This is a genomic window from Pelotomaculum isophthalicicum JI (assembly GCF_029478095.1).
GTDB classification, from domain to species: Bacteria; Bacillota; Desulfotomaculia; order Desulfotomaculales; family Pelotomaculaceae; genus Pelotomaculum_D; species Pelotomaculum_D isophthalicicum.
The window spans coordinates 1-23,719 of record NZ_JAKOAV010000007.1; the positions used below are offsets into that span (position 1 = coordinate 1).

At 45.8% G+C, this 23,719-nt stretch carries 20 protein-coding genes and 1 pseudogene; 18 read left to right on the top strand and 3 right to left on the bottom strand.

Annotated elements, in window-relative coordinates; genetic code table 11:
• Positions 1-4 precede the first annotated feature (4 nt).
• On the bottom strand, positions 5-274 hold the full coding sequence (locus tag L7E55_RS05250; RefSeq protein WP_277443020.1) for a hypothetical protein: 270 nt from the start codon (positions 272-274) through the stop codon (positions 5-7).
• Positions 275-715: 441 nt separating this feature from the next.
• Here L7E55_RS05250 and L7E55_RS05255 point away from each other — a divergent pair, with 441 nt between their 5' ends.
• The 14 genes and pseudogenes from L7E55_RS05255 (at position 716) to L7E55_RS05320 (ending at position 17,401) form a co-directional block, all read left to right on the top strand.
• On the top strand, positions 716-928 hold the full coding sequence (locus tag L7E55_RS05255) for a helix-turn-helix domain-containing protein (RefSeq protein WP_277443021.1): 213 nt from the start codon (positions 716-718) through the stop codon (positions 926-928).
• 12 nt (positions 929-940) lie between these two features.
• Positions 941-1,543, top strand: a complete 603-nt coding sequence (locus tag L7E55_RS05260) for a DUF1819 family protein (protein WP_277443022.1) — start codon at positions 941-943, stop codon at positions 1,541-1,543.
• A 3-nt stretch (positions 1,544-1,546) separates the two neighbouring features.
• Complete coding sequence (locus tag L7E55_RS05265; RefSeq protein WP_277443023.1) at positions 1,547-2,128, top strand: DUF1788 domain-containing protein; 582 nt, start codon at positions 1,547-1,549, stop codon at positions 2,126-2,128.
• A 12-nt stretch (positions 2,129-2,140) separates the two neighbouring features.
• Entirely contained in the window at positions 2,141-5,728 is a 3,588-nt protein-coding gene (gene brxC, locus L7E55_RS05270) for a BREX system P-loop protein BrxC (RefSeq protein ID WP_277443024.1), read from the top strand.
• A gap of 33 nt (positions 5,729-5,761) precedes the next feature.
• Positions 5,762-9,655 carry a BREX-1 system adenine-specific DNA-methyltransferase PglX gene (gene pglX / locus L7E55_RS17865; protein WP_277443025.1) on the top strand — a complete coding sequence of 1,298 codons (3,894 nt, stop codon included), beginning with the start codon at positions 5,762-5,764 and terminating at the stop codon, positions 9,653-9,655.
• Between the two features lie 12 nt (positions 9,656-9,667).
• Positions 9,668-12,214 (top strand): BREX-1 system phosphatase PglZ type A, encoded by a 2,547-nt coding sequence (pglZ, locus tag L7E55_RS05280; protein WP_277443026.1) that lies wholly within the window; start codon positions 9,668-9,670, stop codon positions 12,212-12,214.
• 324 nt (positions 12,215-12,538) lie between these two features.
• Positions 12,539-12,922 (top strand): HD domain-containing protein, encoded by a 384-nt coding sequence (locus tag L7E55_RS05285; RefSeq protein WP_277443027.1) that lies wholly within the window; start codon positions 12,539-12,541, stop codon positions 12,920-12,922.
• A gap of 99 nt (positions 12,923-13,021) precedes the next feature.
• The gene (locus L7E55_RS05290; RefSeq protein WP_277443028.1) at positions 13,022-13,570 is read left to right on the top strand and encodes a hypothetical protein; all 549 of its coding nucleotides are present in this window, start codon (positions 13,022-13,024) and stop codon (positions 13,568-13,570) included.
• Positions 13,571-13,696: 126 nt separating this feature from the next.
• The gene (locus L7E55_RS05295) at positions 13,697-13,957 is read left to right on the top strand and encodes a TOTE conflict system archaeo-eukaryotic primase domain-containing protein (RefSeq protein ID WP_420852010.1); all 261 of its coding nucleotides are present in this window, start codon (positions 13,697-13,699) and stop codon (positions 13,955-13,957) included.
• Between the two features lie 100 nt (positions 13,958-14,057).
• A pseudogene (locus tag L7E55_RS05300) lies at positions 14,058-14,288 on the top strand (DEAD/DEAH box helicase); the annotation flags it as partial.
• Between the two features lie 171 nt (positions 14,289-14,459).
• Positions 14,460-14,735 carry a BrnT family toxin gene (locus L7E55_RS05305; protein ID WP_277443030.1) on the top strand — a complete coding sequence of 92 codons (276 nt, stop codon included), beginning with the start codon at positions 14,460-14,462 and terminating at the stop codon, positions 14,733-14,735.
• Positions 14,732-14,995: a CopG family antitoxin gene (locus L7E55_RS05310; protein WP_277443031.1), complete on the top strand. Its 264-nt coding sequence runs from the start codon at positions 14,732-14,734 to the stop codon at positions 14,993-14,995. Before L7E55_RS05305 ends, L7E55_RS05310 begins: the two co-directional genes overlap by 4 nt.
• A gap of 373 nt (positions 14,996-15,368) precedes the next feature.
• The gene (locus L7E55_RS05315; protein WP_277443032.1) at positions 15,369-16,802 is read left to right on the top strand and encodes an SEC-C metal-binding domain-containing protein; all 1,434 of its coding nucleotides are present in this window, start codon (positions 15,369-15,371) and stop codon (positions 16,800-16,802) included.
• Positions 16,799-17,401, top strand: coding sequence for a UPF0158 family protein (locus tag L7E55_RS05320; protein WP_277443033.1), 603 nt, complete (start codon positions 16,799-16,801; stop codon positions 17,399-17,401). The genes L7E55_RS05315 and L7E55_RS05320 overlap by 4 nt, the downstream gene beginning before the upstream one ends.
• Before the next feature lie 112 nt (positions 17,402-17,513).
• On the opposite strand, the gene L7E55_RS05325 is transcribed toward L7E55_RS05320, so the two are convergent.
• The gene (locus L7E55_RS05325) at positions 17,514-18,101 is read right to left on the bottom strand and encodes a DUF6557 family protein (RefSeq protein WP_338091176.1); all 588 of its coding nucleotides are present in this window, start codon (positions 18,099-18,101) and stop codon (positions 17,514-17,516) included.
• A gap of 115 nt (positions 18,102-18,216) precedes the next feature.
• Between L7E55_RS05325 and L7E55_RS05330 the strand changes: the two genes are divergently transcribed.
• Both L7E55_RS05330 and L7E55_RS05335 read left to right on the top strand, forming a co-directional pair.
• Positions 18,217-18,627: a DUF5655 domain-containing protein gene (locus tag L7E55_RS05330; RefSeq protein ID WP_277443035.1), complete on the top strand. Its 411-nt coding sequence runs from the start codon at positions 18,217-18,219 to the stop codon at positions 18,625-18,627.
• A 5-nt stretch (positions 18,628-18,632) separates the two neighbouring features.
• The gene (locus L7E55_RS05335) at positions 18,633-19,439 is read left to right on the top strand and encodes a diphosphate--fructose-6-phosphate 1-phosphotransferase (protein ID WP_277443036.1); all 807 of its coding nucleotides are present in this window, start codon (positions 18,633-18,635) and stop codon (positions 19,437-19,439) included.
• A gap of 120 nt (positions 19,440-19,559) precedes the next feature.
• Here the strand turns inward: L7E55_RS05335 and fba are convergent, their stop codons facing one another.
• The gene (fba, locus tag L7E55_RS05340; RefSeq protein ID WP_277443037.1) at positions 19,560-20,486 is read right to left on the bottom strand and encodes a class II fructose-1,6-bisphosphate aldolase; all 927 of its coding nucleotides are present in this window, start codon (positions 20,484-20,486) and stop codon (positions 19,560-19,562) included.
• Between the two features lie 278 nt (positions 20,487-20,764).
• Here fba and L7E55_RS05345 point away from each other — a divergent pair, with 278 nt between their 5' ends.
• Both L7E55_RS05345 and L7E55_RS05350 read left to right on the top strand, forming a co-directional pair.
• Positions 20,765-22,711, top strand: coding sequence for a fructose-1,6-bisphosphatase (locus L7E55_RS05345; protein ID WP_420852013.1), 1,947 nt, complete (start codon positions 20,765-20,767; stop codon positions 22,709-22,711).
• Positions 22,712-22,919: 208 nt separating this feature from the next.
• Entirely contained in the window at positions 22,920-23,600 is a 681-nt protein-coding gene (locus L7E55_RS05350) for a DUF4180 domain-containing protein (protein WP_277443039.1), read from the top strand.
• The last annotated feature ends 119 nt before the right edge of the window (positions 23,601-23,719 follow it).

Below are 23,719 nucleotides of genomic sequence, written 5' to 3' on the forward strand. Positions count from 1 at the left end.
TGCATTACTGTAAAATCAAACAACCGACAAGCGGTGTCCGGATGCCTCCGGAATCACTGTCCGGATGTTTCCGGAACGGTGTCCGGATGTTCCCGGATTCGCTGTCCGGATAAACCGGAATACGCATATTATAAGTGCGAACTGCTTGAAGAAGCGCTGACATTCCCTCTGAAATCCGATCTTCTAACTCTAGTCCTTTATATGAATTTTTACATTCCTGCAAGACAAGATATAGGTAATAGGTAATAACATCTTCCTCGGTGATCTTTCTCATCAAAGGGTGTCTCCTTTCGGCAGCATGGCAAATGTGTATAATAAGCTTCACATGTCAGAGAAAATCAATGTTTCGTCCAAATCAGCGAGGGATTTACGGTTGGCATGACTGAACCATCCCGTATAAGGGATAGGATGTTCCTGCAAGTAAGCGGGGTTATATTTGTAGACAGCATGGGAAAATCAGGGATGGAAGCGGGTTCTAGCTTTTGTGGGTTTATTTACAAGGTGAGGATGGTTGCAGGCTTGCATCTTCGCGGGGATGGTGCATCAGCTCTGGCTAGTTACCGACCAAAAGCTGTAAAGCTTCCGCAAGAGATTCATTGATTATAAAAATAATATTTGCATTCACAGATATAATTTCTTAAATATATGATTTTATGTTGGAAAAGCCTATGCTTTTTTGTATAATAAAACCAACTTACCTGAAGGGATTGGAACTATGGCTATCAGCTACATTAAGCTATGGAAGCTTTTGCTGGACAATAAAATGAAAAAGACCGATTTGCTCAGTCTTGCCGATATAAGCACGACCACCCTGGCAAAGCTGTCGAAAGACCTGCCCGTCAGTATGGAAGTCATGAGCCGGATTTGCCATGCGCTTTCCTGTGATATTGGCGACGTGATGGAAATAACCCAGGATAAAAAAGAATAGGAGGATGCTGTTATGGATTCGGTACTGCCTTACACGTCCTCTATAAAGGACATGCCCTTTCTGTTTTCCGATATGCGCAGGACTGCGCAGTTGCTGTGTGAGGGGAAAACGAAGGATGAAATTATAGAATTGTCGATGACCGCTAATATTTATCAGCTTGAGAAAGAAAAAAGGCGTCGCGATTTGCCCCTGAGAATGCTGAAGCGTCTTGGGACGCTTGACATGCCACTGGTTTCCATCGTGGCAAACGGACGGTACGAGGACGCCAAGCTGATCGCTTTTCTGGCGCTGATCAAATCAGACCGCCTTTTTTTTGAATTCATGCGTGAGATATACTCGGACAAATTCCTATTCGGTCAAACAGAGGTTGACGACAAGGACTTTTTAACTTTTATTGAACGCAAGGCGCAAAACGATGATACGGTGGCAGGCTGGACACCGAACAACCTCGTGCGTATACGAAATACCTACAAGAATATTCTTTGCGAAGCGGGGTTGGCCAAAAAAGCCGGGGATGTGTTAATTATCCTGAAGCCCATATGCGACCGAAAAATCCCAGCTCTTCTCAAGGGAGAAAACGAACCTTACGCAAAAGCCATGCTCCTGGAGGTGTAACGGATGATGACGCTTAATGAGCGGCTTGACTTGATTGAGCCTAAAATATTGGAGAAAAGCTTTCGCACGGGGCGCGGTACGGCAAATGAAATCAATTTCTGGATTTTTGACTACAAACCGGAAGATGAAATGGCAGTTCGCGCCCATGTTTCATATCTGAAACAGCGTGTAAACAACGCCCATGACGACGTGCGAATTGTTGAATTTGATTTATACAAGCTAATGCTGGACGTTCTGCGGGAAAAGAATTATCTTGACAAGGTCATACAAATGGAGCAGGTCAAAACCAGCGAGGCGATTGTCAATCCCATCAAAAAAACGTTGAGGCTGACTCTTGACGGAGATTTGGTTATTGGAAAGATTGCTAAGAGCATCGTGCCTGAAAGGGACGTTATCTTTTTAACCGGGGTAGGAAAAGCCTGGCCGGTCATACGCTCCCACACCGTGCTAAATAACCTGCACAGCAAAATAGACAAGAATCCTCTTGTCATGTTCTTTCCCGGCGACTATACTAACGAGCTGCGGCTGTTTGGAGAAATCACAGACGACAATTATTACCGGGCCTTCAAGCTGATTGAAAGATAGGAGAGTGGCGGCATGAAAATACATGATATGTTTCAAAAGGATATTGACAGGCCAATTCAGGGCGTTGTCAAAATCGGTCAGAACTCCAATGAAATTATCACGGCGGAACTGGACGAGTATGTCGTGACCAGGGAACTGCATCGCCATTTTGACAAGTTTTTCGAGGGTTACCGCAAGGGCACGACAACCCGCACTGATAAAATGGGCGTCTGGATTTCCGGTTTCTTTGGCAGCGGCAAATCCCATTTTCTTAAGATACTTTCCTATCTTCTTTCAAACGACACCTATGACGGCAAAAAGGCTATCAGTTATTTTGACGGAAAGATAGCCGACAGCCGCATTTTGGCGGATATGCAGGTCGCTGCCGATACCGGCGCGGACGTGGTCCTATTCAATATTGACGCGGAAGCCGATTCGGACTCGAAGACACACAAGGATGCCATTGTCAAGGTTTTCATGAAGGTCTTTAATAAAATGCGGGGCTTTTGCGGCAGTATGCCGTGGATTGCCGATTTGGAGCGGCAGATGACCAAGGATGGCGTCTATGACAGCTTCCGCGCCCGTTTCAAAGAGCTTGCGGGGAATGAATGGGAAGACACCCGCGAGGATTTCTATTTCGAAGAGGACAATATCGTTCAGGCGCTTGCCGATACAACGAAGATGAGCGTTGACGCCGCGCGGAACTGGTACAACAAATCCGAGGAAAACTATTCTTTGGATATCAACGGATTTGCGAGGCGGGTGCGGGAATACATAGAAGCGAAGTCAAAGGAAACAGGCAAAAAGCATTTTGTCATCTTCCTTTGCGACGAGATTGGGCAGTACATCGGCAGCGACAGCGGCCTGATGCTGAATTTGCAGACTGTCGTGGAGAGTCTGGGCACGGAATGCGGCGGACAGGCTTGGGTCATAGCAACAAGCCAGCAGGATATAGACTCTATCACCAAAGTGGATAGAGATAACTTCTCTAAAATTATCGGGCGATTTGACACAAGGCTTTCCCTTTCCTCCGCCAACGTAGACGAAGTTATCAAAAAGAGGCTGCTTGCCAAGACAGACACGGCGGCGGACAAGCTGCGCCTTTTATATGCCGGGAAAGCCGCCGTTATCAAAAACTTGATTTCCTTTTCTTCTTCTGACACACCGGAGAAGAGGCTGTACAGTTCCGCAGAGGAATTTGTGGACGTGTATCCTTTTATCCCGTATCAGTTCAACCTGCTGCAAGCGGTGTTCACGGGCATCCGAACCCACGGCGCGTCCGGCAAGCATCTGTCTGAAGGAGAACGCTCTTTGCTCAACGCCTTCCAAGAGGCGGCGGTTCAGTACGCCAATTTCGACGACGGTATTCTCATTCCCTTTGAGGCTTTTTACAAAACCATTGAGACCTTTTTGGATCACAATATCAAAGCTGTGATTATCAGGGCGGCAGAAAGCGCCGAGTTTGACGACGGGGCCTTGCAGCCCTACGACGTGGAGGTCTTGAAGGTTCTGTTTATGGTGAAGTACATCCCCAATGTGCTGCCCGCCAACCTCGAAAACATCACCACCGTCATGCTGGGAAATATCGATCAGGACAAAATTGAGGCTAAAAAACAGGTTGACGCCTCTTTGCGCCGTTTGGAGGAGCAGAAGCTTATCATTAAAAACGGCAATCAATTTATCTTCCTGACAAACGAGGAGCAGGACATCAACCGCGAAATACGGGAAATCAAGATTGACACAAGCGAGATCATCGATAAAGTCGGCGACAATATATTCTCCGCCTTGTTTGGACTCAATAAAAAATACCGCTATAACGACCGGTATGACTTTTCTTTTAACACAATCATTGACGACAGACCGAGAGGCGCGCAGAAAGAGGAAATCGGCATTCGGGTGCTGACTCCCATGTATGCCCGTGGTGACGTCGCCGAGCCGGAACTCAAAGCTATGTCCATGCGGGAGAGAAATGTTATTGTCGCGCTTCCTTCCGATATGTCCTACATCGACGAGATGGAGCAGGCTCTGCAAATCGAGACGTACATTCGCCGTAACGCCGGCAAGGTGTCCACCGATACGGTGGAGGACATCAAAACCACCAAAACCCGCGAGGGAAAGCAGCGAGTGGATAGATGCAAGGAGCTTATTTTCGAGGCGCTCAAAAAGGCTGATTTATATGTGAACAGCAATAAGCTCGATATCAAAGAGAAGCAGCCGTCAGAAAGGATTAACGACGCCTTCAAAACACTGGTGGAAGGTATTTATACAAAGCAAAACTACATCACTAATCCCTTTTATACCAACGACGACCTGCGGGAAGTTCTCACAGCAAAGGATGCTCAAGTTGTGTCCGGGGGCATGGAGGCCGTCGTTCCCAATCGTCTTGCCATAGAAGAAATGGAGGATGTTGTTGCCCGCAGCTCATACAAGAACATGCCGACCACCGTGCGCACCCTGATGGATCACTTTAACAAGATCCCCTATGGGTGGAAAGACATGGACATCGCAGGCATCGTCCTGACACTTTTCAAGAAGCAAGAAATCCGGTTGGAGCTTGGCGGCGAAAACATCTCCACAATCGACATGAATGTGATCAACTATGTGACAAAACGAGATTATTTGGATCGAGTCCTTGTGAAAATGCGTGTGAAAATCTCTCCCGCGTTGTTGCAGAACGCCAAAAACCTCGCGAAAGACGTATTCGGGAGAAGCGATCTGCCCGGTGACGAAGACGGTCTGATGGCGCGCTTTAAGGAGCTTGCTGCCTCCGAGCTTTCCAGAAACGACGGCAGCATCAAGGATTTGCTCCATGAATACGACAAGGCGGGATATCCCGGCAAAATCGTTTTGGAAAACGGCAGGAAGCTTTTTGAACAGGCCGATAAAATCAAGGACACATCAGCGTTTTACAATTACCTTGCTGAAAAAAAAGACGCCCTCCTTGACTACGAGGAGGATGTGCAGGACGTCAAGAAGTTTTTCAAAAACCAGAAGAATATCTTTGATAAGGCGCTGAAAATGCTGGCGATTTACGAAGCCAACCGCTCTTATGTGCTCGACCCGGAGACCATCAAAGTGGTTGAGGATATTGAGCGCATCACCCGCCTTCCGGAACCCTACGCGCAAATACATAAACTGCCGGAACTTATTGAGCGGTTCATCAAACGTTTCGGCGACCTGCTGGAGGCGGAATGCGAACCGATCCGTACGGACATCGAGTCGGACAAGGCTGAGACATTAGCTAATTTGGAATGCCGGCCTTTCAAGGATCGCTTTTCGGGAAAGGTTCAAGCGGATTTTTCGGCGCTGCTTGACAGACTTTCCCATGCCAACAATATCTACGAAGCCATCGCCATGCGCACGGAGAGCGACCGCATGAAGCAGCGATTTATTCAAAGCTTCGAAGAAGAGGAAGCGCGCCTGAAAGCGGAACAGGCCAAGGCCGGTGATGATGTAATCATTCAGCCCCCTGTACGGAAAACGAAAACGGTGAGTGTGAAAACCTTGTTCCACGGGACCCGTCAGATATCCAGCAAGGAGGATATTGACAAGCTCTTAAACGTGCTGCGCAAGAAGCTTGAGGCACAGCTTGAGGAGAATACAACGATTAAGATTGTATAGGGGTTCAATGAAGCGCACGAGAGGTTGATATAAATGGATAAGACTGCAATTAAAAACTACGCCGTGGCGGCCCGCAGGAAGCTGATCGACGCCGTACGACAGAAGGCTTATCAGCTGTATATCCGCGAGGAGATGGCGCTGCCGCCGGAAGAAGCGAAAAGCGCCCTGATGAACGACGGCATTTTTCTGACAAGCGAGCAGTATAAGTCCCGCGAGCGTCTGGTAAGCGAAATCAGCCGCCGCGTGGATGAGCTCGGCAATGAAAAGGGCTATAACGCCGTCATGGAGGAGATTGCCTACACCTGGTTCAACCGCCTCATCGCCCTGCGCTTCATGGAGGTCAACGACTATCTGCCCTCCGGCATCCGCATCCTTTCCAGCGTGGATGAAGGCCGCGCCGAGCCGGACGTTATCCGCGAGGCGGACCGGCTGGACTATGTGGATCAGGGCAAAATCGCCGAATATCGTGACTTGTCTTCCCAAAAACTGTACAAATACATTCTTATTTCGCAGTGCAACGCTCTTTCCTCCATCCTGCCGGGGATGTTTGAGAAGATCGACGATTATACCGAGCTTCTGCTGCCCGACGCCCTCTACGCAAAGGGCGGTGTCGTCCATGACCTTGTCCGCGGCATCGCCGGGGAGGATTTCCGCGATCAGGTGCAGATCATCGGCTGGCTGTATCAGTATTACATCTCCGAGAAAAAGGACGAGGTTTTTGCCGGATTGAAAAAAAACATCAAAATCAACAAGGAGACCATCCCAGCCGCCACCCAGCTTTTTACGCCGGAGTGGATTGTCCGGTACATGGTGGAAAACTCGCTGGGGCGGTTGTGGCTGGAGCATTGTCCTCCATCCAATGCTTGCGGAAACGCAGAAGAAGCATTACGCAAGTATTGGGTTTATTATATTGATGAAGCTGAACAGGACGAAGCGGTGGAAAAGCAGCTGCGCGAGTTGCAGCGGCAATATACATTTGATAACCCGACGCAGATCAAAATTATCGACCCCTGTATGGGCAGCGGTCATATTCTGGTGTATGCCTTTGACGTGCTCTATCAGATATACTTCAGCCAAGGTTATGCCGAGCGGGAGATACCTAATCTGATTCTCCAAAACAATATATACGGGCTGGACATTGACAAGCGGGCGGCGCAGCTTGCCTATTTCGCGCTGATGATGAAGGCCCGCAGCTACAACCGCCGCTTTTTCCGTCAGAAGAATATACCTGACGCCCACGTCCACGCCGTCATCGAATCCGACGGGGCGCAGTTGCATCATCTTGAGTACATGGGGCATGGGATGGATGAGACCGAGCGGCGGCAGTGCCGGGACGACCTGTCTTACCTGATCGGCCTTTTCTCCAACGCGCGGGAATACGGCTCCATCCTTAAAATTGACCGGACGTTGGATTATACCCAACTCCGGCGCTTTGTGGAGGACTGCCATTGGGGACAGTTGGATATATACACCAAGGGCATTGACCAGACCGAGCGGATACTGCTTGAAATTTTGGATATTGCGGAGATTATGACCCAAAAGTACGACGTGGTGGTGACTAATCCGCCATATATGGGCGGGAGCGGCATGGGTGCTAAGCTGTCAGAGTATGTGAAGAAGAATTATCCTGACAGTAAGAGCGATATGTTTGCGGTGTTTATTGAAAAATGCGGCGAAATGTTGAAGCCGAGCGGATTACAGGCGATGATTACGCAACATGCCTGGATGTTCTTATCCAGCTATGAGAAGTTGCGTAAAAAGCTATTACGGCGGGATATTGTTAATATGGCACATTTGGGCGCACGGGCCTTTGAGGAAATCGGCGGTGAGGTTGTTCAAACAACCGCTTTTGTGCTGCGCGACAGCAATGTGGCGGAGTATAAAGCCACCTATGCACGGCTGGTTGACTATAACAGCCAAAGTGCAAAGGAAAAAGCTTTTTTACGAGAGGAAAATTGGTTTACAGCGAAGAGAGAGAATTTCATGAAGATTCCTGGTATGCCGGTAGCATATTGGGTAAGTGAGCAAGCATTGAGTGCTTTTGTAAAGGGTAATTTGATCGGAAATATAGCGGCGCCAAAGCAAGGTTCAACTTTGGGAGATAATGCTTCATTTATCCGCTATTGGTTTGAAATTACATCAAACCTCAATAAATGGTATAGATGTATGAAGGGTGGCGAATACAGAAAATGGTATGGCAATACAATGTATTTGATCGATTGGGAAGATAATGGTAAGAGGGTAAAAAGTACTGGGCGAGCTACGATTCGTAGTGAAAACCTCTTGTTTAAGGAAGGAATTACTTGGTCAAATATATCAAGCGGAAATCCTTCGTTTCGCCTGATGGAGGCGGGATACTTTTTTGAGAGCACAGGATCAGTTTGCTTTATTGAAGAAAAAAAGCTTAAATACTTACTCGCTTTCTTAAACACACCTATAGTAAAAGTACTTTCAAATGTTGTTAATCCAACTTTACATTTGCAGTCTGGGGATGTTGCAAAACTACCTTTAATTTATATTGAAAAGTATTCGGCAAAAATTAACGGCCTTGTCGCTCAAAACATCGACATATCCCGCACAGATTGGGATAGCTTCGAGACCTCATGGGATTTTCGTGTGCATCCACTTGTAGGGTTAAAATTTTCTGGCGCATTCGCGTGGGGAGATGTCAAACCATCAAGCCGAATTTCATCCGCTTTCAATGCTTGGGAATTATTCACCGAAGGGCAATTTGAACGTCTTAAATCCAACGAGGAAGAACTCAACCGCATTTTCATCGAAATCTACGGCCTTCAGGACGAGCTGACCCCAGAGGTGGAGGACAAGGACGTGACCATCCGCCGGGCAGACCTCTCGCGGGATATCCGCAGCTTCATTTCCTACGCCGTGGGCTGCATGTTCGGGCGGTACAGTCTGGACGAGCCGGGGCTGAAATTCTCCGGAGGCGAATTTAGTGAGCAGTGGGCAGTGGTTAGTGGGCAGTATTACCTAAAGGAGGTTCTGCGGGAATATGGGTGTGCAGAGTTATCAGGAATTGATCGTTTGGCAAAAAGCAATGCAACTGGTGAAAGCGGAGGGGCAGGCAAGGACATCGACGAAAGAATTCGTACAGTTCCTGTCGATAGCGCGGGGCTCCAAAGCGGAACTTCAGACACACCTGCTGATATGTGTAGAACTCGGATACCTTGCCGATATGGATATAAGGCAAGCGATGGAATTGTCGGAGGAAGTGGGCAAAATGCTGGTTGCCCTTATAAAGAAACTGCCCACTGCCCACTAACCACTGACCACTACGGCGTCGAAACCGACGCCGTCATCCCCATCGGGGCAAACGACTACTTCGACGACGACATCGTGGTGCGGTTCGTGGACTTTGTCCGTACCGTTTACGGCGAGGATACCCTGCAAGAGAACCTTGACTTCATCGCGGAGGCGCTGTATCCGAACGGATACGGCACAGCGCGGGAGAAAATCCGGCGCTATTTCCTGAATGATTTCTACAAGGATCATGTGAAGACCTACCGGAAAAAGCCCATCTATTGGCTGTTCGACAGCGGCAGGCAGAACGGCTTCAAGACGCTTGTCTACCTGCACCGGTACGACAAGTTCACGGTGGCGCGTGTGCGCACCGATTACCTGCACCCGCTCCAGCGCAAGTACGAGTCGGAAATCGGGCGGCTGGAGATGCTCACCGGCATCACGGAAAACGCCGGTGAAAAAGCGGCCTACCGCAAGGAAATCGAAGCCCTGCAAAAGAAGATCGAAGAATGCCGGGCGTACGATCAGGTTGTGGCGCACATCGCGCATCAGGCTATCGAACTTGACCTTGACGACGGCGTGACGGTGAACTACGCCAAATTCCAAGGCATCGAAGTGCCGAGGGATGACGGCAAAACAATCAAGATGGATTTGCTGGGGAAGATTTAGGAGGAAGTTGCCATGAACCTGACCGAAATAAAAAAATCCCTTGAGCGGCAGTTTGCCCGCGAGTTCTCGCAGGGCAGCGTCCGCAATATCGTCTTTTGGTACGATGAGGAAGGGGTTTTCGCCGGGGATATCGACAACCTTGAGCTTGAAGGCGTGAAGATCATTAAGCTTTATGACAATAATATGTTTGCCGCAAAGCTATACATAGAAGAAACCGACACGGCCGGCAACCTGCTGGTCTATTCCCCGTTGCCCCGTCCTGCAAACAAGGAAAACTGGCTGACTGACACCATCAAGTACAGCCAGACCTTTTCGGCCGACGAAACATCGCTGAACATGCTGAACTTCAAAATCGACAGTTCACTGCGCCATGTGGTGGCGCGGTACAAGCTGTTTTTCCGAAGCAGCGAACGTCGCAAGCGATTTGAGGGGTATCAGCTTGCGCCCTATACAGAGGCCAAAATTGATCTGGGGGTATTGTCAACGCTCAGCAAGCTGCCCGCGCCCAATCTTGATCATGTTGTGAGAACGCTATTAATTGAGCTGGCGGAAGGAGAAACCACGATATACGACAGCATCGTCAAGTTAGGTAACATAGACGCGCTATGGACGCTAATTCAGAGGGCTTACGGTTATGGCTTCGCTGAACAAAGTCTTGAAAAACTGGCGATAATGCTTTTGGTCACGCATTTGTCCCACAGCGTCAACGGCAACTTGCCGAAGGAATGGCAGACGTATGTGTCCTCAAACTCCAATTGCTTTGTGTTTGTAGATAACTTCATGAAGAACACTCAGGTTTGGAATGCGTATAATAAGCTTGCCGGTTTTGTGGCGGACAAGCTTAATCTGATTGAGCGCATACGGAAGTGGAACATTGACGACATCATCGACTGTGATACTTTTGAGGAGTTCGACCACAGCATTATCAGCCGGATTTGCGCGAATATCAGCCTGCAAGCGGGCGAATACGAACGATACCGCATGGTCATCCGCAGTCGGAGAAACCGGCGTTTCTATCGGCAGTTTGAAACAGAATACGACACCTTGCTGTACGCTTGCGAGTTCTTGGAGCTTAGCCTGAAGCACGCCGGCCTGCCGGGACTTACCATGGCGAAGCTTTTTAAAAATTATATAAAAACCTACTATAGGCTGGACGGCAGTTACCGGCATTTCCTGCTGAGCTATGACAAGCTCGCGGAGCAGGATCGTTTTATGCCGCTTTTTGAAAAGGTAGAAAACAGTTATACCAATTGGTATCTAAATGAGCTTTCCATGAAATGGTGCGCGTTTCTGGATGACGAGACAACATGGCAGGTCTCCGGCGTGACGTCGCAGCAGGGTTTCTATGAGAAGTATGTCAGGCGCTTTGTTTCTAACAATGAACGGCTGGTTGTCATTATCTCGGACGGCCTGCGCTATGAATCGGCGGTGGAGTTGAACGCCATGCTTAACGGAGAACAAAAGGGGACCAGCAAGCTGGATGCGATACTGGGTGTGATTCCATCATACACAGCCTTGGGAATGGCGTCTCTTTTACCGCACAAGAGCATTGCCGTGACGGATAAAGCGGATATCGTCATCGACGGCATCTCCACCAAGGGAACAGAAAACCGGGAGAAAATCCTGAAGCTTGTAAAGGAAGAATCTGTTGCTATTACCTATGAAAATTTCATGAGCTTGACAAAGCGGCAATTGACAGAGAAGTTTTCCGGCGTGAAGCTTATTTACATCTATCACAATACGATTGACGCGCGTGGTGATAACGCGGCCACCGAGCATGAGGTGTTCGAGGCTACGGAAAAGTGTTTTCGGGAGCTTGCCGGGCTTGTCAGGGCGCTTAGAAACAATATCAGCGCCATCAATATCCTGATTACCGCGGACCATGGGTACATTTATCGCCGGACGCTTCTTGCGGAAAGAGATAAGACCCCCAAAGAAGACGCTATCGGTATAGAATCGAAGCGCAGGTTTATTTTGACGAAAGCAGATGCCGATATCCAGGGAACACAGGTGTTTTCGTTGAATTATTTGACAAAAGACAAGACGGATATCCGCGCCATTATTCCCCGTGTGACAAACTGCTATAAGGTGCAAGGTTCCGGTAGTTGCTATGTTCACGGCGGGACAAGCTTGCAAGAGGTCGTTATACCGGTCATTAAGTTTAAGAGTGACAAGAACCTCCGCCGCTCCATGAGTGCGAAGAAGGTGTCGTTGAGTCTTACCAACCTGTCACGCAAAATCACCAGCGTCATTACTCATCTGACTTTCTTCCAGAATGAGCCGGTAGGTGAAAAGCTTCTGCCTCTACGTGTGACGGCGTATTTCGCGGATGAGGTAGGAAACAGAATTTCCAATGAGAATATCATCATAGCGGAGAGCACGAGCGGCAATCCCGCCGAGCGTACATATAAAGAAAAGTTCACACTGAAGGATATGGCGTATGACAAGGCAAAGGAGTATTATCTCATTCTCAAAGACGAGGATAAGCTTGTAAACAGGGAATATGCCAGAATCCCGTTTGTTATTGACCTTGTATTCGGCGGCAGTATTCAGTTTTAGAGGGGCGGGTTATGTGTTTCTAGTTTTGTAGTGCCACTATTTTGAGAACAGCCCGAAGAACAGCACGGCGGTAACGTATTAAAATTTGCGGATGTATACCAGTTTAGTGAGGACGAGCTAAAATTTGTTACACGGAGAAGGTGATCCGGTTCTTCGTATCCGGATGAGGCAAAAGATCTAGAGGAATATGCCTTTTATCAGGCGAATGGCTTTGAAGAAGCAGGTAACAGCAGACTGCTTTACAAATTTGTGGGACGCATCTAAATCGCGATTGGCACCCCGACAGTAGTTGCAAAATGTGTAGAGATCATACGCAGCAAGGAAATGAAAAAAATATGGGAGGAAATGACTCCTCCACTCCGGGCTGATGATATAGTTAAGCTGGCAGTCGGCCCGAAGAAGTATAAGGATATAAACTTTACGGACTGGGAGACAATCCTCTCGGAGATCATAGTTGGGAACTCTTTTGGGGTTGACCGGATTGACTACCTGTTGAGGGATTCATATCATGCTGGTGTTGCCTACGGGAAATTTGATCACTACCGCTTAATTGACACTCTTAGAATTCTACCCAGGTCAACTGGTGAAAATAATGTCTCTATTGAACCTGTTTTAGGCGTTGAAGAAGGTGGGCTCCATTCGGCAGAAGCCCTTCTTCTTGCCCGTTATTTTATGTACACGCAGGTGTATTCCCATAGCTTCCTTTGACTACATTTTTATCAGGCCGGACTTGGTTAAGGGAGCAAATGAATGGTTGAAAAAGAACAGAAATGATATTATAAAATTGTTTCTTTGGAGGGTTAGTTTATGGAAGATGCCAGACGTCAGGCAGTGGTGCTTTCATTGATTGAAAAATTGGATCTTTATGGCATTTGGTGTGGTGAAACACACATCCAAAAAAGCCTTTATTTCCTGCAGGAAATGTTAAAGGTGCCGACCTGTTACGATTTTATTCTTTATAAGCACGGGCCGTTTTCGTTTGATTTTCGGGACGAACTTGCTGTTATGCGTTCAAAAATGATCATCGAACTGCAAAGCAAGCCTTATCCGTACGGACCATCGCTTCATCCAGGAGAGGCCGCGGAAAGGCTTAAAGAGCTTTATCCAAAAACCACCAAAGAATATGAGCAGAAGATTGATTTTATTGCGAAGAAGCTGGCTTGTTTGCGTGTTGCCGAACTGGAGCGGTTGGCGACTGCCTTGTATGTGACGTTGGAAAAAGGCGGGGACAAAAAGGTACAAGCCCGGGCTATACGAATCAATGAACTAAAGCCTCATGTAAAGATAGATGAAGCCTTACGGGCTGTTGAAGAAGTTGAGTCGTTGATGGCTGAGGCAGAAATTATGTTTCATTAAAAGGCTAGACCTTTGTGAGGGGTAGGGCTTGTATCCTTCCATAAAAGGAATTTAGAAGTTATCGGTTAAAGCGGAACCTTCGGTTATTTGTTATAGACCGGGGGTTTTTCTTTTCCACAAGCGCAGTTGCGCATTCCCACCACAGGTGCATGCCAGCCTGAGGAATTATTGGGTTGTTTTAAATCTGTTATTCACGACCATTTGGCCGGTAAACACACTATTGGAGTTTACCCTCTTTTACCTGATGAAACCTGCTGGTTTCTTTTAGCAGATTTTAATAAAAAGACCTGGCAGGAAGATTCCGTCGTATTTCTTGAGACTTGCGTGGAAATGGGTATTTCTGCAGCATTGGAGCGTTCCCGTTCCGGTAATGGTGGTCATATATGATTTTTTTCAATAGTCCCATTACAGCCTCTTTAGCTCGAAAACTGGCTCTACTATCCTGACCCGCACAATGGAACGAAGGCATCAAATAGGTTTTGATTCCTATATCGGGGAAGGTTTTGATGACGCTAGACTGGACACCCTTTTTCTGGTTATGCCCATCTCCTGGCGAGGTACACTGCAGCAATATGCGGGTCGCTTGCACCGATTGCATGATCAAAAGCGAATCGTCCAGATTTATGATTACGTCGATGTTAATGTACCTGTGCTAATGCGCATGTATGAGAAGCGCCTCAAAGGATACAACGCCATTGGCTATAGAATTCAGGGAAAAGAGAAGATGTGAATTTGAAGAAGAGGGCAAAAATAACGGTCCTATGACCCTTTGATTGCTGAATTAGTTCCCAGCCTTTGGTTTCTTCCAGACCTATTTAAGTATGGATCTATATATGGTAAAATTAATATCAGGTTAATTATATTTGTAAATGATCTGTGGTGTGATCAGATGAAAATAACCTCTTTGGAATGGGATGCTGCAAATATCACCCATATTGCCCGCCATAATATTAGCCCTGAGGAACTGGAAGAAGCGGTTTATGACAACCCCGGAATCTGGGAACGTGGTCGAACCGGACGTTACTATCTTTTGAGTAGAACGCTGTCTGGGAGATATATTTTTGCAGTGTTTGAATATATGAAAAACGGATTGGCGCGGCCAGTTACAGCACGTGACATGACCGATACTGAACACCGCCGGTACGAAAGGAGATGCGGAAAATGAGCAAAAAAATCCCTCACTTTAAAAGCGAAGAAGAAGAAGTGAGATTTTGGGATGAACATTCTCTTGATGAGTTTGAAAATGAGCTTAAAGAAGTAAATGTAGAGTGTGTTAGAGACAACGATGTCCTACCTGTCAGACTGGACCGTAACGATATCCAGCATCTAAAAAACCTTGCCAGGAAAAAGGGCCTTACACAAGGCGCTCTCGCCCGCATGTGGATTAAAGAAAGGCTGGTACAGGAAAAGATTCAAAATAACTAAATTACCACTTTTTTAAGCTTCTAATATTACATTCATATTATGTTGATAAACTCTGCTAAACTTTGGAGAAGCCTTTTTAGAGCATGTTTGTCCGCTGTGGATTTAATCCGGTACGGTCCGCCTCCACCAATGAAGTATTACACGAACACCTATTACTTCAAAGGCGGCTTTGCAGTGACGGTGTTTTTGTGACGAATTAATACGGGCAGACTTGGGTATTATTATTACCCTTGGTTCTGCGCGTACTTGTTTTGTAAGCGTCAAAAAGAAGGGAGGTTAAGTTAAGTTTTGGAGGGGATTCCATAACTCCGGCGAATTAGACAAAGATACTGTTATTTTAATGATAGAAACTAAGTAATTGGGAGATAATCTGATGCCAAAGCCGAACGCTGAAATTAATCCCCGGCTAATTAGTGCTGTTACTGGGCAAGGTCTTACAACTATCAAGGACATGCCGACTTATGACATGTTGCCGGGTAAATATGCGAAAAAAGTCGCGGCCAGAAAAAAACGAATTTTTTCGATGTACGGACCGAACAAACATAATCTGATTTGCGGACACTGCGGTCGCAAAGCAAAGTATGATCTTGGGCTTGTTATGTTCAATTCCCGTCGATGGCTGGAACACGACGAACAGCGGCAAAAATCAAAAAAACAAACCGAAAAGGATTTAATGGATTATATTCAGTCTACTGCTTATTTTCGCTGCAAGCACTGCAACGGAGCGGGGAAGTGGGAAAATGCGTCCCCCATGTTGTTTTTGGGGATTATGGCAGAACTTATGATGGGCGGGAAATTAGACGGGAGTAAGTATGCGACAGGGGAATCCAGACTGTTTGACGGGAGCAGACCCCGGTGGATCAGTGATGGTGAAGAGCGTTTTTTGGACAAATTGCAGGAGGAGGGGGGATATGACGCCTATCTCTGGAACCGCCTCGGCAACCTGTACTATAAAGGTAGTCGGCCTGAGCTGGCGGTAGTTGCTTTCGAACATTCTCTTCGTTTAGATCCTGCACAAATAGAATCTCACTTTTCGCTGGGCAATATATTAGTCGAAATCGGTGAAGACGAAAGCGCCGCGTATCATTTTCGTATGATGCTGGTTTATGCCCGCCTCTATCAAAAAATGGAGTCTTTGCAGATGAGGGACATGTTGACTGCCGGATTACAGTGTCTGTTCGAGATTCATCAATGTTCCAAAGGCGCTATTCCTTTTATTCCCTACGGCGAGGAACTGGCAGAATTGGATGGATTGGGGGAACAACAAGCAGACCATATACCGGAAAACTTTCTTTCTTTTATAGACCTGCAGATATACCCTGATTGTCCGGAATCTTTTTGGCCGATTGCTGAGATGTATATGGGGAACCGGAGAATGGAGATTCCCGCCCATGACCGTACCCTGGACAAGTATCTTCCAGGCAATAGGATGACTGAGACTGGGAAGAAGGAAGATGTTGACACAATGAAACAGGATAGTATTTTTTCACAAAGAAAGGGAAGCGCTATGCTTTCTTTGGGCACCAAACAATGCCCTATTGTGGTAAAGGTAAATTCGGAAGAAAAGGGCCGGAAGATTGCCCAAATTTGTGATCGGTTTGGAGTGCATTATATTATGGGATTCGAGTTGACGGAAGATTTGTCCGACTTAAAACAAGTGCTCAAAGAAAAGTTAGCCCCAGCCAATCCTTACGATTTGTGTCCCTGCGGTAGCGGTACTAAATATAAGTTTTGCTGTGCAAAAAAGATAAAAAACTTGGACATTGACCGGTTTATAGCTGATTATACAGGTAGAGAGGTACTATGAGCCGACAAGATATCCGTAAAAAAGTGTGGGAATGTGCAAGTCAACTAATTGAGGAAAAAGGATATGCAAGCCCGGTTGATCTCTTAGTAAAAATGGGACGGTTAAAACCGAAGAGAGTGAAACCGGTGAAATTACAGGATATAATTGACGAGATGGAAATGCAGATGGATGAATGCCATAAATACCTTAATACTGAGACCGGTGAAATAATTACTGTCAGTTCTGAAGAACTCGGAATTGCCGAAGAATCAGAAGAAGATGATGATTTTTCAGAGTACCCCGACTGGCAGAGGGACTCTGTTGATCAAGCCTTGGATGTAGTAATGAACTGGGGCAATGGCAAATATATTGAGTTGCCGGACAAGTGGGATATACATGAATACAGCATCATAGAAGCTTTCTGCGGTTCTGTGAGTAATGACAGAATCAGTAATGCGCTTTATTCTGCTATTCAAGGGCGCGGCGCGTTCCGAAGGTTTAAAGACGCAATCCGCAGATACGACATTGAAGATTCCTGGTACAAATTCAGGGATGAAGCATTTAAAAAATTAGCTGTTGAATGGTGTGAAGAAAATAATATTCCCAATGTAGAAACTTGATACCATTAAATGTAACTTAAGAAGATAAAATAGCAAACTGCTTAGGAGCAACTGTGTCAATACAACGTAATACTTTTTTAAGGTATTATGACTCATTTGTTCTATTGCCTATCTATGATAATAGCATCTCATAAACCTTTTTATTTTCAGCGTTTATCCGTTCGAATTGTTTATTTTGCAGTTCTTTTTCTTCCTCTGTGCGTTCATCTACGTATCCAATATCTTTACAAACCTCATCCCAAGAAACAAATTCCGCTGTGCCATTTTCTATTTCCTTGCTGCGTTCCTTCAATATATTAATTTCATTTTTAATATTTGCCTCGACATCAGCAGCATCATAACCCAAAAAAGTAAGCTCGTACAGGGAATGTGCCACAACAACCGCCGCACTATATGCTTCAACGCATTTTTCTATAACCTCGAAGGATAGCAATTCGCTCCACGGTAATAGCTCCAATGCATAATGTTCATTATCGCCAGGCTTAATTCCGAATACATCATAGGTATAAGTACCGGGTTCTAACCCGTCTTCAATCCTTGCTACAGCCAAGCGCATTCCGTAGTGATTTGGCTCAGGCATTAATGACTTTAGTTGATTGAAAACCTTAAAGTACGCTTCAAATGCTTCATCAATCATACTATATTCTTTTTCAAGCTCTGTCCAAACGTCATCAAATACAACTGTTTTCAATAATTCCATAAAGGTCAAAAAAATCACTCCTTAAGCTAACCACTTTGATTATACATCATACAAATCTTCATGTAACGTTAGAAAAATTATGACGCTCACAACCCGATAAATTAGAGGAAGAAACATGGCGAGTACGATATTTTTCGGTGTCCGGGCAAAGTTGCTGCCGCTTTATGAACAGCTTCGCGGCATGGCGATGGAAAAACTCGGCGCGTTTGACGAGCATGAGACATCGAGCGCAATGCTGTGGAGACATCACTCCGCTTTTGCCGAGATAAGTGCCAAAAAGGGATTCGTGATGAGAGCCTTCTGGATTCGGCACCATTTTAATGAGCACATTACCGCCAGAAGGCGGTTATTTGCTTTTAAAAGAAAAAGCGGTCTTCGGTTAGGTAAACGGAGACCGCTTTGTTATCGCCCTGGCCGCTTACCATGTTGTTATCTGGTTGTTTACGTGATGTGCCTCGACTTCAATAACACTATTTATCGCAAAAGCATACTTTTATTAGTATATAAAATTAAAAAAAAAGGATGAACCGGATGGACTTGGCTGGTAAAGTTGTGGTCGCGCAGGGCGGTGGACCGACAGCTGTAATCAATCAGTCACTGGCTGGTGTGGTCTTGGAGTCCCGAAAATTTCCTCAGGTGTCAAGGGTTTACGGAGCGATTAATGGTGTGGAAGGCATTGTTAATGAAAATTTTATTGATTTAACCCAGGAAACAACCAATAACCTGGAGCAAGTGGCCAAAACACCCTCATCTGCTCTTTTATCAACAAGGGTAAAGCCCGACGAACAATACTGCAAGGAGATTTTTAAGGTTTTAGAGGCGCATGATGTCCGTTATTTCTTTTATATTGGCGGTAATGACTCAGCTGAAACACTTCGGATTGTTAATAAGTATGCTAAGCAGTCAAAATATGAATTTAGAGCAATTCATATCCCGAAAACAATTGATAATGATTTGATTTTAAATGACCATACACCGGGCTATGGTTCCGCGGCAAGGTTTGTGGCGCAGACCTTTATGGGTATTAACCTTGACAACAGGGCGCTGGCGGGTGTGCATATCGGGGTTTTAATGGGCAGGCATGCGGGGTTTTTAACAGCTGCCTCTTCAATTTCGCAAAAGTACTGTGACGATGGACCACATCTTATTGATTATAAACTAACTCCGCTGGAGGATGTAGCCAACAAGACCAGACATATGCCGGATGAATTCATTAATGCGGCAGGCAACCACGTGACAGACGCTTTTAAATACTACGTGACACCGTTGCTCGGCACAGGACTGCGGTCGACGCACAGGCTCAGAGCGCCGCGAGTGCCAAAGATTCTCACCAAATAAACCAATAGAAGGGATTGGGCTGTTCAGCTCAATCCCTTGATTTTATTTATTGACAGAACCGTCAACTTATTTTCGATGAACTTACTATACTCCTGAGCATTGTTTCCAGATGATTATTGCTTAGAGCTGGTTGCTGCAGTTTAAGACGTTCCTGATCTTGTGCTTGACCATGCTTTTAATGGCCCCCCTGGCTGGTTTGAGATACTGGCGGGGGTCAAAATCAGCGGGGTTGTTAGCAAAATGCTCCCGGATGGTAGCCGTCATGGCCAGGCGGAGATCGGTATCAATATTTATTTTGCATACCCCCATTGTTCCGGCCTTGCGAAGCATCTCTTCGGGAACACCCTGGGCACCCTTGATCTCTCCCCCGTATTGATTGCATTTGGCCACAAACTCCGGTAGCACGGTGGAGGCGCCATGCAAAACCAGGGGATAACCGGGCAGGAGAGATGCTATTTTTCCCAGGCGGGCGAAATCAAGCTTGGCTTCCCCCTTGAACTTATAGGCTCCGTGACTGGTGCCAATCGCGATCGCCAGGGAATCACAACCTGTTTTTTGGACAAATTCGACGGCCTGGTCAGGATCGGTGTAGCTGGAATCCGCGGCACTGACCTTCACATCATCCTCGACACCGGCCAGCCGCCCCAACTCGGCTTCCACCGTTACACCCTTGGCATGGGCATACTCTACGACCTTTTTAGTCAAGGCAATATTTTCGGCAAAAGGCAGCTTTGAGCCATCGATCATCACCGAGGTAAAACCACCGTCAACACAGGACTTGCAAATCTCGAAATCCTCCCCGTGGTCCAGGTGCAGGCAAATTGACAAACCGCTGTCCTCTACGGCAGCCTCAACCAGTTTCATCAAGTAAATATGTTTGGCGTATTTCCGTGCCCCCGCCGAAACCTGCAAAATCAAAGGGGCTTGTTCTTCCTTGGCCGCATCAACAATTCCCTGGATAATTTCCATGTTGTTGACATTAAACGCTCCGACGGCACATTTCCCATAAACTTTTTTAAACATTTCAGTTGAAGTTACCAGTGGCATATTTTTCCCTCCCTTTTTGGTGTGCATATTCTTATTTAAGAAACTCTTCTATATTGTTCCAAGGTTATCCTCTAATATTTCGTGATTTTGTTAATTATGAAATATATTCTTTAGCTGATAATCCTTAAAGGAAGATGAAGATTTTAAGAGAATAGTTATTTGTAAGACTATGCCTTACCGAATACCTAGGCGAAAATAATGGCAATGGGTTTCGTCTTTCAAGTATAACTTATATTATGGAGGGTTGTGCTTTGGATAATTTTACCACAAAAGAGCTGATGGAGCAGCAGGATTATCTCGAGCTCCTGTCTCAAAAATTTCCCACTATATCACAGGCGGCATCCGAGGTCATCAACCTCAAATCCATTTTGAATCTTCCCAAAGGCACCGAGCACTTCCTTACCGATCTTCATGGAGAATATGAAGCCTTTAACCATGTGATGAAAAATGCCTCGGGCGTTGTAAAAAGAAAAATCTATGATGTGCTGGGAAAGACACTTTCTAGAAATGATATCAATGAGCTTGCATCACTCATCTATTACCCTGAAGATAAGCTTCACCTGGTCAAAGAGAGGGAGGCTAACCTTTCCGACTGGTATGAGGTCACCATTTACAGGTTGATCCAGGTGTGCAGGGACACTTCGTCAAAATATACCCGTTCCAAGGTCAGAAAAGCGCTTCCTCCGGATTTTGCCTACATCATCGAGGAACTGCTCCATGAGGATGAGTACAGGTTCAACAAAAAAGAATACTACAATAAAATCATCGATACTATTGTTGGGCTGGATATGGCAGACGACTTTATTATCAGTATCTCCACCGTGATCCAGAGACTCACCATCGATCATCTGCATATAATCGGTGACGTTTACGACAGAGGACCAGGACCTCATTTCATCATGGATACCCTGATAAAACATCATTCCGTGGATATACAGTGGGGAAACCACGACATTCTCTGGATGGGCGCAGCTGCAGGCAACCGCTCCTGCATTGCCAACGTTGTCCGTATCTGCCTGAGATACGCCAACATGGATATCTTGGAAGAAGGCTATGGGATCAATCTATTTCCCCTGGCTACATTTGCCATGACCGCCTATAAGGACGATGAATGCAGCAAATTTAAACCTAAAATGAGCTCCAGCGATATCGTGCCGGATTCGAGTATTGATCTTCTTGCCAAAATGCATAAGGCGATCGCTATGATCCAGTTCAAACTCGAGCATGAGCTTATATTAAACCACCCTGACTATGATATGAATGATCGGTTGCTTCTGGATAAAATCAATTATGAGGAACACACCATCAACGTCGGAGGCGTAGTATACAAACTGAATGACCAGACCTTCCCGACCATCGACCCCAAAGAGCCCTGGAAGCTGACCGAAGAAGAAAAATCAGTGATCGACAAGCTCCGTTATACATTTCTGAAAAGTGAAAAGCTCCAAAAGCATATCCGGTTCATGTTCGCCAAAGGCAGCATGTACCTAAAATACAACTCCAACCTGTTGTTCCATGCATCCATTCCCATGAATTCCGACGGGACCTTTAAGAAGATAAAACTCAACGGTGTGGAATGTTCAGGCAAGTATCTGCTGGACAATTTGGAGCAATGGTCCCGGGAAGCCTATTTCGGCAGAGAAAACAAGGACAACTCTACAGACATTCTTTGGTATCTATGGTGCCACCAGGATTCCCCGCTGTTCGGCAAGGACAAGATGGCAACTTTGGAAAGATATTTCATTGATGACAAAACTCCACACAAGGAACACTATACCCCCTATTATACTTTGGTCAATGATGAAAAGACCGCAAGGATGATTCTTGCGGAGTTTGGGCTTGATCCGAAGAAGGGACATATCATTAATGGACATGTGCCTGTAAAGACTAGAAAAGGGGAGAGTCCAATAAAGGCTAACGGTAAGCTACTGGTTATTGACGGCGGATTTGCGAAAGCCTATCAAAGCCAAACAGGTATCGCCGGTTATACTCTGATCTATAATTCCTACGGTCTGATGCTGGCAAGCCATGAGCCTTTCGAGTCCGTAGAAAAATCGGTAAACGAAGGAATGGATATCCACTCTACATTAAGCGTTGTTGAGAAGGTTGTTGACCGGAAGAAGATATCTGATACCGATAATGGCCAGAAGCTGAAAAAGCAAATCTATTATCTTGAGATGCTCTTAAGCGCTTTCCGTACAGGTGTTATCAAAGAAAAATTATAGCCGGATTAACCATTTGTTATCATATCGTTCCAATATGACCTCCAACACCCCTTCTAAAAGAAAACCATTTGATGTTTAGTGTTCGAATACAGGGAATAAATCATTAGTAGAACTTCTGGATGAAGGTTTCGTTACAAATAAGGTACATCATCAGGAAAGCTCTCCCTCCAAAAAGATTTATACAATCACCAAAGAAGGATTGGCCGAATTGAAAGAATGGGTGCTTTCTTCTCCGGAACCTCCTGAATTAAAGAATCCATTTCTTATTCAGCTTGCTTGGGCGGATCAGCTTCAGACAGACGAATTAAACACTCTGCTATCCGGATATGAAAACCGAATCCGGATGCAAATCTTACTAGAAAAAGAAAAACAACTCAGGGGCTCTTTTTCTCCGGCCAGGACTGCCCGGGAAATCTATTTATGGGACATGATTTACGAAAATATCATTTCATCCTACGAAAATGAATTAACCTGGCTTGAAAAAATACGCAAGGAGATCAGCACTGAACACAGGGAGGAGACAAATAAAATGAATTATACCGTCATTGAAAAGAACAACAATAAATATATTGAATGTTTTTCAACAGAGACCCCGATTCGTAAGGAACAGGATGTGTTGGACCTGATTGCTGCTTGCGGTGAAAATAATACTAACCTCTTAATGCTGCATGCAGAAGCTTTAGCTACCGACTTTTTTAAACTTAAAACAGGATTAGCCGGTATGATTTTGCAAAAGTTCGTAAACTATCACGTCAGGACTGCAATTATTTTACAGGAAGGCTTTAAAATTACCGGTAAATTCAAAGAATTACTAGCTGAATCCAAGAAAGGCAATGACTTCAGAGTGTTTAACAACACTAGAGATGCTGAAAATTGGTTAATAAACTAATAATGAGTGGAGAATCGTACAATGAAAACAAACCATGCTTTTAAGTCTCCGCAAGGGAAAGCTGCTGTTTTAGAATCTTATGATGCATTGCTTGAACATTGGACTTTGCAAGGGTTTTA

What these genes read in the sequence shown, in the direction of transcription:
- L7E55_RS05250 (WP_277443020.1), bottom strand. Translation starts at nt 274, where the DNA reads ATGAGAAAGATCACCGAGGAAGATGTTATTACCTATTACCTATATCTT.
- L7E55_RS05255 (WP_277443021.1), top strand. Translation starts at nt 716, where the DNA reads ATGGCTATCAGCTACATTAAGCTATGGAAGCTTTTGCTGGACAATAAA.
- L7E55_RS05260 (WP_277443022.1), top strand. Translation starts at nt 941, where the DNA reads ATGGATTCGGTACTGCCTTACACGTCCTCTATAAAGGACATGCCCTTT.
- L7E55_RS05265 (WP_277443023.1), top strand. Translation starts at nt 1,547, where the DNA reads ATGATGACGCTTAATGAGCGGCTTGACTTGATTGAGCCTAAAATATTG.
- brxC (WP_277443024.1), top strand. Translation starts at nt 2,141, where the DNA reads ATGAAAATACATGATATGTTTCAAAAGGATATTGACAGGCCAATTCAG.
- pglX (WP_277443025.1), top strand. Translation starts at nt 5,762, where the DNA reads ATGGATAAGACTGCAATTAAAAACTACGCCGTGGCGGCCCGCAGGAAG.
- pglZ (WP_277443026.1), top strand. Translation starts at nt 9,668, where the DNA reads ATGAACCTGACCGAAATAAAAAAATCCCTTGAGCGGCAGTTTGCCCGC.
- L7E55_RS05285 (WP_277443027.1), top strand. Translation starts at nt 12,539, where the DNA reads ATGAAAAAAATATGGGAGGAAATGACTCCTCCACTCCGGGCTGATGAT.
- L7E55_RS05290 (WP_277443028.1), top strand. Translation starts at nt 13,022, where the DNA reads ATGGAAGATGCCAGACGTCAGGCAGTGGTGCTTTCATTGATTGAAAAA.
- L7E55_RS05305 (WP_277443030.1), top strand. Translation starts at nt 14,460, where the DNA reads ATGAAAATAACCTCTTTGGAATGGGATGCTGCAAATATCACCCATATT.
- L7E55_RS05310 (WP_277443031.1), top strand. Translation starts at nt 14,732, where the DNA reads ATGAGCAAAAAAATCCCTCACTTTAAAAGCGAAGAAGAAGAAGTGAGA.
- L7E55_RS05315 (WP_277443032.1), top strand. Translation starts at nt 15,369, where the DNA reads ATGCCAAAGCCGAACGCTGAAATTAATCCCCGGCTAATTAGTGCTGTT.
- L7E55_RS05320 (WP_277443033.1), top strand. Translation starts at nt 16,799, where the DNA reads ATGAGCCGACAAGATATCCGTAAAAAAGTGTGGGAATGTGCAAGTCAA.
- L7E55_RS05325 (WP_338091176.1), bottom strand. Translation starts at nt 18,101, where the DNA reads ATGGAATTATTGAAAACAGTTGTATTTGATGACGTTTGGACAGAGCTT.
- L7E55_RS05330 (WP_277443035.1), top strand. Translation starts at nt 18,217, where the DNA reads ATGGCGAGTACGATATTTTTCGGTGTCCGGGCAAAGTTGCTGCCGCTT.
- L7E55_RS05335 (WP_277443036.1), top strand. Translation starts at nt 18,633, where the DNA reads ATGGACTTGGCTGGTAAAGTTGTGGTCGCGCAGGGCGGTGGACCGACA.
- fba (WP_277443037.1), bottom strand. Translation starts at nt 20,486, where the DNA reads ATGCCACTGGTAACTTCAACTGAAATGTTTAAAAAAGTTTATGGGAAA.
- L7E55_RS05345 (WP_420852013.1), top strand. Translation starts at nt 20,765, where the DNA reads ATGGAGCAGCAGGATTATCTCGAGCTCCTGTCTCAAAAATTTCCCACT.